Annotated in this window: 11 protein-coding genes and 1 pseudogene; 2 read left to right on the forward strand and 10 right to left on the reverse strand. The window is 72.2% G+C overall.

The features are described 5' to 3' along the window. The 4 genes and pseudogenes from ODJ79_RS43045 to ODJ79_RS43060 all read right to left on the reverse strand — a co-directional run. A pseudogene (locus ODJ79_RS43045) lies at positions 1-194 on the reverse strand (hypothetical protein); the annotation flags it as partial. After that, positions 191-1,171 (reverse strand): DNA polymerase III subunit delta, encoded by a 981-nt coding sequence (gene holA / locus ODJ79_RS43050; RefSeq protein ID WP_263029510.1) that lies wholly within the window; start codon positions 1,169-1,171, stop codon positions 191-193. The pseudogene ODJ79_RS43045 and the gene holA, both read right to left, overlap by 4 nt. Positions 1,172-1,388: 217 nt before the next feature. Then, positions 1,389-3,701 carry a ComEC/Rec2 family competence protein gene (locus ODJ79_RS43055; RefSeq protein ID WP_263029511.1) on the reverse strand — a complete coding sequence of 771 codons (2,313 nt, stop codon included), beginning with the start codon at positions 3,699-3,701 and terminating at the stop codon, positions 1,389-1,391. After that, positions 3,698-4,549: a helix-hairpin-helix domain-containing protein gene (locus ODJ79_RS43060; protein WP_411267434.1), complete on the reverse strand. Its 852-nt coding sequence runs from the start codon at positions 4,547-4,549 to the stop codon at positions 3,698-3,700. Before ODJ79_RS43060 ends, ODJ79_RS43055 begins: the two co-directional genes overlap by 4 nt. A gap of 699 nt (positions 4,550-5,248) precedes the next feature. On the opposite strand from ODJ79_RS43060, the gene ODJ79_RS43065 reads away from it, so the two are divergent. Both ODJ79_RS43065 and ODJ79_RS43070 read left to right on the forward strand, forming a co-directional pair. Continuing rightward, positions 5,249-6,043: a putative protein N(5)-glutamine methyltransferase gene (locus ODJ79_RS43065; RefSeq protein ID WP_263029512.1), complete on the forward strand. Its 795-nt coding sequence runs from the start codon at positions 5,249-5,251 to the stop codon at positions 6,041-6,043. 20 nt (positions 6,044-6,063) lie between these two features. Further along, positions 6,064-7,416 carry a hypothetical protein gene (locus ODJ79_RS43070; RefSeq protein ID WP_263029513.1) on the forward strand — a complete coding sequence of 451 codons (1,353 nt, stop codon included), beginning with the start codon at positions 6,064-6,066 and terminating at the stop codon, positions 7,414-7,416. A gap of 262 nt (positions 7,417-7,678) precedes the next feature. On the opposite strand, the gene ODJ79_RS43075 is transcribed toward ODJ79_RS43070, so the two are convergent. The 6 genes from ODJ79_RS43075 to ODJ79_RS43100 all read right to left on the reverse strand — a co-directional run bounded on the left by ODJ79_RS43075 (position 7,679) and on the right by ODJ79_RS43100 (position 12,315). Then, positions 7,679-8,527, reverse strand: coding sequence for a DegV family protein (locus ODJ79_RS43075; protein ID WP_263029514.1), 849 nt, complete (start codon positions 8,525-8,527; stop codon positions 7,679-7,681). 48 nt (positions 8,528-8,575) lie between these two features. Next, complete coding sequence (locus tag ODJ79_RS43080; protein ID WP_263029515.1) at positions 8,576-8,968, reverse strand: hypothetical protein; 393 nt, start codon at positions 8,966-8,968, stop codon at positions 8,576-8,578. Between the two features lie 87 nt (positions 8,969-9,055). After that, positions 9,056-9,685: a histidine phosphatase family protein gene (locus tag ODJ79_RS43085; RefSeq protein ID WP_263029516.1), complete on the reverse strand. Its 630-nt coding sequence runs from the start codon at positions 9,683-9,685 to the stop codon at positions 9,056-9,058. Between the two features lie 22 nt (positions 9,686-9,707). Beyond that, complete coding sequence (rsfS, locus tag ODJ79_RS43090; protein WP_263029517.1) at positions 9,708-10,097, reverse strand: ribosome silencing factor; 390 nt, start codon at positions 10,095-10,097, stop codon at positions 9,708-9,710. 39 nt (positions 10,098-10,136) lie between these two features. Next, complete coding sequence (nadD, locus tag ODJ79_RS43095; RefSeq protein WP_263029518.1) at positions 10,137-10,736, reverse strand: nicotinate-nucleotide adenylyltransferase; 600 nt, start codon at positions 10,734-10,736, stop codon at positions 10,137-10,139. A gap of 73 nt (positions 10,737-10,809) precedes the next feature. Then, entirely contained in the window at positions 10,810-12,315 is a 1,506-nt protein-coding gene (locus ODJ79_RS43100) for an ATP-binding protein (RefSeq protein ID WP_263029519.1), read from the reverse strand. Positions 12,316-12,376: the final 61 nt, after the last annotated feature.

Consider the following 12,376-nt stretch of genomic DNA (forward strand, 5'->3'; position numbering starts at 1 on the left):
ATCAGGGCCACCGTCGCCGGCAGCACGAGAACGCCCCACCAGCTCACCAACTCGGCCAGCGCGAGCAGCGCGCCCAGCACCACCGTGCCCTCAAGGAACAGGAAGCAGAGGAAGCCGCTCGGCGCGACATGGCGCAGCCGGAGCATCCGGGCATACAGCGGCGGGCGTGCCTCGCCGCGGCGGGGGCGGCTCATCGCGCCCCTCCCCGGCGAGCCGCGACCACCGCGAAGACGGCCTGCTCGAGCGCATACCCACGATCCTCGGCACCACCTTTGACCGCGGCATTGCAGTCGGCGGCGGCGCGCATCGCGTCGACCAGGCCCTCGGGGGTCCAGCCGCGGCTGCGCTCCTGGGCACGCTGAATCTTCCAGGCCGGCATGCCGAGCGTGCTGGCCAGTTGGTAAGGGTTGCCGCGACCGGCCGCGGCGACCCTCGCCACCGTGCGCACGCCGTCGGCGATGGCGTCGGCGATCGGCACCGGGTCGACCCCGACGTGCAGCGCCCAGCGCAGCGCCTCGAGCGCGCCGGGCACATCTCCGATCATCGCGGCGTCGGCCACCGTGAAGCCGCTCACCTCGGCGCGGCCCTTGTAGTAGCGCGCCACCACCCCTTCGGTGATCTTGCCGTCGGTGTCGGCGAGCAGTTGCGAGCACGCCGCCGCGATCTCCCGCAGGTCGTTGCCGACCGACGCGAGCAGGGCGGACGCGGCCGCCTCGTCGCACCGGCCCCCGTTGCGGCGGAACTCGTCGCGGACGAACGCGATCCGCTCCCGATCGCCCTTGAGCTTCGCCGCGGGCACCACGGTGGCCCCGGCCGCGCGCAGGCCGTCGGCGAGCGCCTTGCCCTTGGCGCCGCCGAGATGTGTGACGATCAGCGTCACCTCGGGGTCGGGACTCTTCGCATACGCCAGCAGGGCGGCGATCAGATCTTTCCGCGCGTCCTGCCCGCTGCGGATCACCAGGACCCGCCGGCCGCCGAACAGCGACGGGCTCAGCATCTCGGCGACCTCGCCGGCCGAGATCGCGCCGCCCTCGTACTCCCGGACGTCCGCGTCGGGCTCGGCGGCGCGCGCCGTATCCACCGCTGCCGTGACCGCGCGGGCGGCAAGCAACTCCTCGTCGCCGAGGATGAGCAGCAGCGGATCGGGAGGTGCGGTGTTCACGCCCAACATCGTCGCACGGGGGTCCGACGTTTCCGCGAGGCTCACTCCTACGCGCAGATTGCCGATCGCCGAATGCGAAAGCCGACATATCGGCGTCCCGCCATGCGTCTGACCCTGTACGGTCGCTCGATCAGGCTGAATGTCCACAGCGCGCCACGACTTGGTCACCATAGTCATCGGCCATCACCTATCCTCCCCGCATCGACCATCCGGGCGTGTCGACCGACTACCTGGCCGGCGGCGAGCCCCGGGCCACCACGGCGAGGCCGCGCCCCGTGGCGACCGCGGCAAGATCTCCCGATTCATCCGTACGCAGCACCCGCGCCCCGCCCCGCGCCAGCCGCGCGAGCAGCGACGCGTTCGGATGGCCGTAGACGTTGTCCTTGCCGACCGACACCAGCGCCACGGCCGGATCGATCGCGTCGAGGAACTCCGGCGCCTGGTAGCTCGATCCGTGGTGCGCGACCTTCAATACGTCGGCCCGCAGCGCGCCCGCCCCGAGGTGTCGCAGCAGTTCGTCCTGCTCCTCGGTCTCCGCGTCGCCGGGCAGCAGCAACGTCTCGCCCTTGACCTCGGCCCGCAGCACCAGGGAGTTGTTGTTCGGGTCGGAGTTGGTGCCGTGCAGCGGCTCGTACGGTCCGATCACGGTCAGCCGCAGGCCGCCGACCGCGTACGCCCAGCCTGGCCCGACCACGTGCAGCGGGAGCCGCCCGGCCGCGGCCACCACGGACGCCCGGCCCGCGGGCGGATCGGGCCAGCCGGGGCCGACGACGGCCAGCACCTGACGCCCGCGGAACACCCCGGCCACCCCGCCGACGTGGTCGACGTGGAAGTGGCTGACCACGAACAGCACGATCTGACGCACTCCGAGCCGGCGCAGGCAGTGGTCGACCGGGTCGGGCTCGGGTCCGGCATCGACCACTACCGCACGCGCCGGACCGGCGGGCAGCACGATCGCGTCGCCCTGGCCGACCGCGCACGCGACGATCACCCAGTTGCCCGGTGGCCAGCCGGAGGCGACCACCCGTACCGGCAGCGCACCCAGCATCCCGGCCAGGGCCGTCACCAGCACCAGCCGCCGCACGATCGCCCGGAGGGCCGCCACCAGCAGCGCCACCGTGATCGCCGCGAGCAGCAGCGCGCCCCACACCCCGGCCGGCCAGGGCAGCGCCCCGGACGGCACCCGGGCGCCGTAGGTCGCGACCAGCACCAGCCACCTCGCCGGCCAATGCGCCAGCCAGGCCGCAAACTCGGCCCCGCCGGGCCACACCGGCGAGAGCACGGCCGCGGCGACCCCGAGCAGGGTGGCGGGGGCGATCGCGGGGACGACCACGAGATTGGCCGGGACGGCCACGAGACTGACCGTGCCGGACAGGCCGGCGATGACCGGGCCGCACGCCACCTGCGCGGCCGCGGGAACGGCCAGCGCCTCGGCCGCGCCCGCCGGCCAGCCGCGTCGCCGCAGCGCGTCCCGCCATGGCGGCGCCAGCAGCAGCAGACCCGCCGTGGCCAGCGTCGACAGCGCGAACCCGGGATCGGCGGCCAGTTCCGGGTCGTACAGGATGAGGACCGCGACCGCGGCACCCAGGGCAGGCAACGCGGCCCTGGGCCGCCCGGAGGCGAGGCCGATCAGGCCGATCGCGCCCATGGCGGCCGCACGCACCACGCTCGGCGACGGCCTGGCCAGGATTACGAAACCCACCAGCACGACCGCACAGACCGCGGCGCGCGTCACCGGCCCGGCGCGGGTCCGTTGCATCGCGAAGAGCACGACGCCCAGCAGGATGGCGACGTTGGCGCCGCTGACGGCCATCAGATGCGTCATCCCGGTCGTCCGGAAATCGTCGCCCAGGGCCGGATCAAGGCGGCTGGTATCGCCCACGACAAGACCGGGCAGCAGCCCGCCGACATCGTCGGGGAGCGGCTCGCAGGCGCGCTGCAAGCCGGACCGCAGCACCCCCGCCGCGCGTTGCACCCACGGTGGCTGCCCGATCAGCCGGGGAGGCTCCTTGCTGGAAAGGACGGCCGCGCGCAGGTCACCGCCGCGCGGCGGGATCAGCTTGCCGCGGGCGGTCAGGCGCTGACCGGGCAGCAGGCCGCGCCAGCCCGGACCGCTACCGAGCACCAGCGCACGCGCCGACAACCGCAGCGGCGGCCCGTCCTCGGCGACGACCTCGCTCAGATCGACCGCGACCAGGTACGTCGGAGGCAGGCCCGGCGACCCGTGCACGGCACGCGGGTCGTCGCGGACCACGGCTTCCACCCGTACCGGATCTCCGGCCCGCATCAGCGCGATCAGCGGCCCGGATTCGCGGGTCGTGACCCGCGCGCCGGTCATGCCGGCGCCACAGCCCGCGCCGAGCAGGGCCGCCACCGCGATCCAGCGGGCCGGATGCGGCGGCAGGACCGCAACTGCCAGCGCCGCCCCGCCGAGGGCAGCCGCGCCGAGCAGGAGGCCGGAGCGGGCGGAGAGAAAGAGCGCCGCGAGCGAAGACAGCCAGACCGCTACCGCAAACCCCGCAAGCCGAAGATCCGTCATACCGTCACCAGGTCTTTCAGCTGCTCGTAGCGGGCGTCGCCGATGCCGTCGACCTTGCGCAGGTCGCTGACCGCCCGGAAGCCGCCCTGGGCGGTGCGCGCATCGAGGATCCGCTGGGCGAGCACCGGGCCGACGCCGGGCAGGGTGTCCAGGTCAGCGAGGGTGGCGGTGTTCAAATTGACCAGACCGCCCGGACGTACGGCAGCACCGGTCGCCGCCGGACCGGCGGGCATCGCCGCGCCCGGGGACGGGGTGACGCCGACCATGATGAGCTCGCCATCGACCACCTTGCGGGCCAGGTTGAGCATCGCCACGTCGACGCCGGGCTCGGGGCCGCCGGCCGCGTCCAGCGCGTCGGCCACGCGGGCGCCGGGCGGCAGCCGTACTAGGCCTGGCTTGCGGACCTTGCCGCCCACCGCGACCACCAGTTCGGTGGCGGCGGCGCTGGCGTCCACGGGGCCGGACGGCTCCATAACCGCGCCGGTCGCGCCGAACGACGGCGGCGCGACGGTCTCCACCTGCGGCCGGGCGTGCCAGGCCAGATAGGCGGCGATCGCGAGCACGGCGACGGCCACCGCGGCCAGCGCCTTGACGCCGCGCCGACCGGGGTCGAACGCGCCGAGTCCGAGGCGACGGCCGGCCTCGGGCACGCCGCCGCCGAACGCTCCCGCGCTGCTCAACGCGGGTTCTGGCTCGTCGAGATCGGGGTCGGGCGCAGCCGGCCAGGGCACGGCATCGTCCGGATCCTCCGGCAGGACCCACGCGGGCGGTGGCAGCGGACGGCGCGAAGGGTCGGCGGGGCGCACGGTCGGCGTCCGGGAGGAGCCGAACGGCTCGGCGTCGTGCATGAGATCTCCGAGGTCGGGCGGTGGATCGGGTGGGCTCTCGGCGGGTGGCATATCGGCGTGCGGGCGCTCGGCGTGCAGGCGCTCGGCGTGCAGGCGCTCGGCGTGCGGGCGCTCGGCGTGCGGGCGCTCGGCGTGCGAGCTCCCGGCGGGCGGGCTCTTGGGCAGCGCTGCCGTCGCGAGCGACGCCGGCGGCGAGGCCCACGGCGTTCCCGGCCGGTAGCCACAGGTCGCGTCCGATTCGGACACTTCCGGCACGTCGATCACGGGAGTAGCCGCCTCCGGCGCCGTACCCGGGTCGAAGTCGTCCGGCGCCATACCCGGGTTGAAGTCGTCCGGCGCCATACTCGGGTCGAAGTCGTCCGGCAGCGGATCCAGGTCGACGTCGTCCGGCCACGTGGAGATGACGTCCGACCAGTCCAGCGGCTCGCCTGCCTCGGCGAGATCGGTGAGCGCCGTCGTGTAGCGGGACGAGGGAAGCGGACCGCCGTAGAGGATGCGTCGCGGGGCCGCGGTGGCGGCCCGGTCGCGTACGTCATCGATCGTCGCGGCCAGGACCGACCGCAGCCTTGCCGCTACGACGTCGTCCTCACGCACGCCAGGCACGGTAGGGAATTCGCCGGGCGCCACGCTCGACCAATTTGGAGCCCTGTGGATTGTGGATAACTGCCACGGCCCACTGTTTTGTGCTAAGGACTGCGTGTGGAAACGGCGATTACCGCGGCTGCGATGGTCGAGTCGATCACGCGGCTGCGCGCTGCGGGCTGCGTATTCGCCGAGGATGAGGCCGAGGTGCTGCGCGCCGCGGCGACCGACGAGACCGCCCTGCGGGCGATGGTCGAGCGACGCGCGCTGGGCGAACCGCTCGAGCAGGTCGTCGGCTACGCCGACTTCTGCGGGGTCCGGGTCCGGCTGCTGCCGGGCGTCTTTGTTCCTCGCGTACGCAGTGAGCTTCTCGTCCGGATGGCGAGTGCGGCTGCCTCCGCGGGGTCGGTCGTGGTCGACCTGTGCTGCGGGTCGGGCGCCCTAGGGCTGGCGGTGCGCGCGCAACGGCCCGGGATCGAGCTGCACGCCGCCGACGTCGACCCGGTGGCGGTGGCCTGCGCCCGGGACAACCTGGGCGACAACGTCTACCAGGGCGACCTCTTCGACGCGTTGCCCACGGGTCTGCGCGGCCGGATCGACGTGCTGCTGGCCAATGTGCCCTATGTCGCGACGCGGCACATCGCGCTACTGCCCGCCGAGGCCCGCGATCACGAGCCACCCACCGCGCTGGACGGCGGCGACGACGGTCTCGACGTCTTCCGGGCGGTGGCCTGCCGGGCCGGCGAGTGGCTCGCGCCCCGCGGAATCGTGCTCTCCGAGATCACCGGGGCGCAGGTCGAGACGGCCCTGGCCGTGGCCGAGGACGCCGGGCTCGCGGTTGACCTGGGCTACGACGATGATCTTGAGGCCCGGGTCGTACGGGGGCAGAAAACTGTCGGTCCGGTGCGCTAGGGTCGGCGGCCTCAGGGGAGATGAGGCATCGGGTGGGCCTGCTGGAGAGGATTGCCCGAGCGCGACTCGGCGGTCAGGTGATCCGCCGGCTGCGCCGAGCAGGGTTCACCGATGCACGATACGACGCACGCGGTTTCCGGGTCCGCTTCACCGCGGACGGTGACGAGACATCGACGATCCTGGAGCTCGCCCCGCTGCTGGCGATGCGGGGCAGGCGACGGAGAGGCCAGGTGGATCGGTTCGTCGCCGGCCTGGTGACGGCGCCGGAACTGCCGCAGGGTTGGGCGGAGGTGCGGCCGCTGCTGCGCCCGGTGTTGCGGGGAGGCACGCCGGGGTCGCCGCTGCGGCGTCCAGTTCTGCCATTCCTGTACGAGTACGTGGTGGTAGATCAGCCGGAGACGATGACCTACGTCGGGCCGGATCAGCCGGCCGTCTGGGGGGTGAGCGCGGAGGAGGTATTCGCAGCGGCCCGGGCGAACCTGTCCGGAGCGGTGCTGCAGGGGGTAGCGACCGAGCCGGTGGTGGTGCGGTTCGTCGACGACGGGGACGCCTACTGGACGTCACACTTGCTGCTCGAGCGTTGGCTCGAGGGGTTGGCGGGACAGGTGGGCGGTGTGCCGGTGGCGTTCGCGCCGGAGCGCGGCACGTTGCTGGTCACGGCGGACGCGAGCGAGCACCTCCCAGGGCTCTTCGCCCAGGCGGAGGAGATCTACGCGGCCTCCGCACGGCCAATCACGCCGATGGCATATCGGTCCGACGAGCGCGGTTGCACGGTGCCCTACACGGTGGCGCCCGACCATCCGCTGCACCAGGCGGTGCGGCGGGCCGAGCGGGTGCTGGCCGTCCACGAGTACAGCCGCCAGGCCGCCCAACCGCCCGAGCACGCCGACCAACGCCGCGGGCCGCTCAGACCGAGCAAACCCGCTGCGCCCGGTGGGCCAGGTAAGCCAGGCGGGTCGAGCTGGCCTGGCGGGTCCGGTGAGCCCGGCGAGACCGGTGAGCCCGGCGGCACCGGCGGGACCGGTGCGCCCGGCGGGACCGATGAGCCCGGCGGGACCGATGAGCCCGGCGAGACCGATGAGCCCGGCGGGACCAGCGGGACCGATGGGTTGACGGACGGCGTGGCAATGGCGGAGCTCAGGCTCGTGGGCTCGGCGGCGGAGGGCTGGCGCACGCGGGCGGTCTGGGGTCGCGACGAGGCGGCGCTTCTGCCGGAGGCTGACGAGGTGCAGCTCGGCGATGATGTCCGCCCGTGGAGCGACGTGCTGACGCACCTGACCGTGGTGCCTGGCTACGAGCCCACGCGCTGGGCAGCCGTCGGCTGGCCGGGGCGGCTAGGACCAGTGGCGGGGTGCGGGAACTCGTCGCACTGACCCGCGGCGTGAACCGGTGCGGGCACTCGTCGCGCTGACCCGCGGCGTGGGTCGGTGCGGCACTCGTCGCGCTGACCTGCGGTGTGGGGCGGCCACTGGGCGGCCGAGTTCGCCGGCGGCCCGGGCCACCCGGATGGCGAGCCGGTGTCGTCGTTCGGGTGCGGTGGCGAAGTGCTGTGGCGATATGACTGGCGGGGGCCGAGTGAATAGCGGCACTTAGGGCGCGCACGACCCGAGGCGGTCGGGACGGGACGGGTGGGGTCTAGGAGCGGCGGTGGACGACGACGCCGGCCAAACCTGGGCCTACGTGGGCGGCTACTACCGCGCCTATCTCGGTGATGTAGCAGTCTCGGAGACGGTCGGGCAGGCGTGCGGCGATCGCGTCGGCCAGGGCTGTTGCTCGGTCGGGGGTCTGCAAGTGGTGGACCGCGATGTCCACGTCACGGTCGCCGGCTGCTTCTACCGCCAGGTCTACCAGCTTGGCCAAGGCCCGGCCGGCGGTGCGGACCTTGTCGCGGACCACTATCGCGCCGTCGACCACGTGGAGGATGGGCTTCACCGCCAAGGCCGTGCCCAGCAGGGCCTGGGCGGCGCCTATTCGGCCGCCCCGGCGTAGGAACTCCAAGGTGTCCACGTAGAAGAACGTGTTGACCCGGGACGCGTTGTCGGCTGCTGCCTCGCGTACGGAAGCCAGGTCTTTGCCCTTGTTTGCCGCGCTCGCGGCGGCCAGCGCGGCGAAGCCCAGGCCCATGCCGGTGGTCTTGCTGTCGACGACCTGGACGCGGTCGCCCAGGTCGGCCGCGGCCAGGCAGGCGGCCTCGTAGGTGCCGGACAGCTTGGCCGACAGGTGCACGGACACGATTCCGTCCGCGCCGGCCGCCAGTAGCTTGCCGTAGGCGTCGGCGAACTGGGACGGCGCGGGGCGAGACGTGCTGACCGCGAATCGGCGGGCGCTCAGCGCGCGGGCCACCTCGGCCGGCCCGACCTGTTCGCCCTCCACGCCCTCGGTGCCGTTGATCACCACGGTCAGGGGGACGACGGTCAGGTCATACGAGCCGGCCAGTTCGGCCGGCAGGTACGCGGTGGAGTCGGTGACAACCGCGACGGGCATGCGAGGCACGTTAACCGATACTTGGCCCTGGACGGTGGCAAGGCGCGATCAAGCGGGGCTGACTGCCGCGACGATGAACGGCGTGCCCTGCTGGCAGGTGGTCATCATGCCGGGCTCGGAGTGACCGGTGACCGTCACCTTCTTGCCCACGGGCGCCTCCGTCTTCAGCGACGGGTCTTCGAAAAACAGCACGTGGGAGCCGGCGTCGTCCTTGATCAGCCGGCAATTGGGCTCGACACCGGCCTCGACCGTGCCGGTCAGCGACTCGGTGGCGGCGCTGTCCGAGGGTTTCGGCGACGCGGCCGACGTCGCTGACGGGCCGGCTGACGTCGCTGCCGTCGCTGACGAGCCGGAATCGGCGGACGGCGAGGCATTGTTGCCGGCGCACCCGGCCAGGCAGGTCAGAAGCGTCAGCGCGACGGCGAATCGACGAGTCAGCATGATCCTTGGACGCTACCCGATGGCAGGGCGGTTCCGAAGATCGGCGGGCGGACCGGGGGCCGGTTCCAAAGACCGGCGATCGGATCCTCAGACCGGCGGGGGGACCGGCCGGTCGGCGAACGGCCCCACGTTGTACGCCGCCACCTGCCACCCACGCTCCCGGTCGTGGGTCAGCTCGACCCAATGACAGTTCTGCAGGGCCCGCAGCGTGCGCAACTGCTCGAGCGGCCAGCCGAGCAGGTGCCCGATGCCCTGCCGGGCCGCCGCGCCGTGCGTGCTCACCACGACCGTGCCGCCGGGCGGCGAGAGCTCGGCCGCCGCGTGCAGCGCCTCGGAGACGCGCCGGCCCAGGTCGGCCAGGGTCTCGACCTCGCCGCCGACCTCCTGGCCGTGCTGCCACCGGTCGTACTGGTCGGGGTGCAGGTCGGCCACCTCGGCCATGGTCAGACCCTGCCAGCTGCCGAAGTACCGCTCGCGCAGCCGCTTGTCGTAGCCGATCTTCAGCCCGGTGAGCGCGGCCAGCGCCGCCGCCGTGTCGGCCGCGCGGTGCAGATCGCTGGAGACGATCACGTCGGGCCGCATCTTGACCAGTAGCTCGGCCGCGTCGACGGCCTGCTGGCGGCCGACCGCGTTCAGCGGCACGTCGGTCTGCCCCTGGACGCGATGAGTGGCGTTCCAGTCGGTGTTCCCATGACGCCACACGATCAACCGGCTCACGGGACAAGCCTAGAGAATCGGCTCACGACGCGTCCGCGTCGACCATGTCCCGGTCGACGAACGGAATCGTCGGACAGTCTTTCCACAGCTTGTCGAGGGCGTAGAACTCGCGCTCCTCGGCGTGCTGGATGTGGACGACGATGTCGACGTAGTCGAGAAGCACCCAGCGACCCTGCCGCTCGCCCTCACGGCGCACGGGTTTCGCCTTTTCCGGCAGGTTGACCAGGGCTTCCTCGATGGCGTCGACGATGGCGATGACCTGCCGCTCGTTGGAGGCGGAGGCGATCACGAAGGCGTCGGTGATGTAGAGCTGCTCGGCGACGTCGATGACGACGATGTCCTGCGCCTTCTTGTCGGCGGCGGCCTGCGCGGCCGTCATCGCCAATTCAAGCGCGCGTTCGCTGACGGGCAAGAGCGTCCCCTCGTTCGGTGTCCTGGAGCTACAAGCGTCTCACACCGGTGTGACATTTCCCGAGCCCCGATAGAGCCCGCGCTTGTTGATGTACTGAACGACACCATCGGGCACCAGGTACCAGACCGGTTGGCCGGCGGCCACCCGGTCGCGGCAGGCGGACGAGGAGATCGCCATGGCCGGCACCTCGACCAGGGTCACCGTGTCGGCCGGCAGGTGGTCGTCGGTGAGGTCGAAGCCGGGCCGGGTGACGCCCACGAAATGCGCCATGGTCAGCATCTCGAGGGCATCCCGCCAGCTCAGGATGCGGGCCAGGGCGTCCGCGCCGGTGATGAAGTACAGCTCGGCGCCGACCCCGAAGATCGCGCGCATGTCCCGCAGCGTGTCGACGGTGTAGGTCGGCCCGTCCCGGTCGATGTCCGCCCGGCTGACGTGGAAACGCGGGTTCGAGGCCGTCGCGATGACGGTCATCAGGTAGCGGTCCTCGGCCGGGGAGACCCGGCCCTTCTCGTACGGCTGACCGGTCGGCACGAAGACGACCTCGTCGAGCTCGAAGCGGGCCTGCACCTCGCTGGCCGCCACCAGGTGCCCGTGGTGGATCGGATCGAAGGTGCCACCCATGATCCCGATCCGGCGCATCAATGAAATATATGCCCCTTCCGGATCAAGAACAGGCAGGGACCGATCAAGAACGGGCACGCCAGAAAAAGGGTCAGTCGTCCAATCGCCGGCGTACGGCGGCGAGCAGGTCCCCGGCCGTGAAGGGCTTCTCCAGCAGCGCCACCCCCGGGTCGAGCGTGCCCTGCGAGTGCAGCACCGGCTGGGCGTACCCGGACATGTAGAGCACCCGGGTGTCCGGCCGCATGCCGGTGAGCCGCTCGGCCAGCTCCTTGCCCAGCATCCCGGGCATCACGACGTCGGTCACCAGAAGGTCGATCGCGCCCTCGGTCCGGGCGGCCAGCTCCAGCGCGGTGACGCCGCACTCGGCCGAGAGCACGTGATAGCCGGCCCGGGAGAGGATCCGCCCGGCCACCTCCCGCAGCGCCGCCTCGTCCTCGACGACCAGCAACGTCTCCCCATGCCCCCCGGCGGGCGACATATCGGAGGCGGATGCGACATCGGAGGTGTTGGTGGACGAGGCGACGGGCAGCAGCACGTTGACGGTCGTGCCCACCCCCACCGTGGAGGTGAGCGACACTTCCCCGCCGGCCTGCGTCACGATCCCGTACACCGTGGCCAGGCCCAAACCCGTACCACCGCTGCCCTTCGTGGTGAAAAACGGCTCGAAGGCACGATCCAGCACGTCGGAGGACATCCCGGTCCCCGAGTCGCTGACCCGAAGGCGCACCTGGTCCCCGTGCCGCCCGGTGTCGATCACCAGATCACCGCCGCCCGGCATCGCGTCCCGGGCGTTCGACACCAGGTTCACCAGCATCTGCTCGATCTGCGCCGGATCGCACACGACGGCCGGCAGTTCGGGCTCCGCCCGGATGAGCAGGTTGATGTACTCGCCCAGCGACTGCCGCAGCATCTCCTCCACCGAATAGATCACGGCATTGAGATCGACCACCTGCGGCCGCACGACCTCCCGCCGGGCGAAGGAGAGCAGTTGATGGGTGAGATCGGTCCCCCGCTGACCGGCGCGGACGATCTGCTTGGCGTCCGCCGCGACCGCCTTGAGGTCGGGCGTCGGTGACTCGGCCTCCTCGATGACGAAGTTCGCATAGTTGACGATCACGCCGAGCATGTTGTTGAAGTCGTGCGCGATCCCGCCGGCCAGCTGACCGAGGCTCTCCAGCCGCTGGCTGCGGTGCTGGTGCGCCTCGGCCCGGAGCCGTGCCTTCTCCTGCTCGGCCCATTCGCGTTCGCTGAGGTCACGGATCACGCAGACGGCGAGCCGCCCCTGCGGTGTGTCCACGAGCGCGACCGACGACTCGACCGGGATCTCGTTCCCGTCCCGCCGGATCGTCGTGAGCACCGCCCCGAGCGGCCCGGGCCGGCCCTCTTCGATGCGGCGCCGGCGTTCCTCCGGCATGTTCCGGGCATCCTCGGTGACCAGGGCATTGACGCTCGTGCCGAGCAGCTCGTCCCGATCGGCGCCGAACAGCTGCTCGGCCCGGTCGTTGACCAGCACGATCCGGCCGTCCCCCGCGACCACCAGGATCGCGTCCGGGGCAGCCTGCAGCAGCCCGCCGGCAAGCTCCTCGGACCACTCCACGCACCCCCACCCCCTTGGGGCGAGGGTATCCGCTGAAAACGTCAGTCTCAGTTCCTTCGCA

The organism is Actinoplanes sp. KI2 (assembly GCF_025630775.1).
In the GTDB taxonomy this organism is placed as follows: Bacteria; Actinomycetota; Actinomycetes; order Mycobacteriales; family Micromonosporaceae; genus Actinoplanes.

Bases quoted from the DNA above. Each gene is read 5' to 3' on its own strand.
- nadD (WP_263029518.1), bottom strand. From the start codon at position 10,736: ATGCGCCGGATCGGGATCATGGGTGGCACCTTCGATCCGATCCACCAC.
- holA (WP_263029510.1), bottom strand. From the start codon at position 1,171: ATGTTGGGCGTGAACACCGCACCTCCCGATCCGCTGCTGCTCATCCTC.
- ODJ79_RS43070 (WP_263029513.1), top strand. From the start codon at position 6,064: ATGAGGCATCGGGTGGGCCTGCTGGAGAGGATTGCCCGAGCGCGACTC.
- ODJ79_RS43080 (WP_263029515.1), bottom strand. From the start codon at position 8,968: ATGCTGACTCGTCGATTCGCCGTCGCGCTGACGCTTCTGACCTGCCTG.
- ODJ79_RS43060 (WP_411267434.1), bottom strand. From the start codon at position 4,549: ATGCACGACGCCGAGCCGTTCGGCTCCTCCCGGACGCCGACCGTGCGC.
- ODJ79_RS43055 (WP_263029511.1), bottom strand. From the start codon at position 3,701: ATGACGGATCTTCGGCTTGCGGGGTTTGCGGTAGCGGTCTGGCTGTCT.
- ODJ79_RS43075 (WP_263029514.1), bottom strand. From the start codon at position 8,527: ATGCCCGTCGCGGTTGTCACCGACTCCACCGCGTACCTGCCGGCCGAA.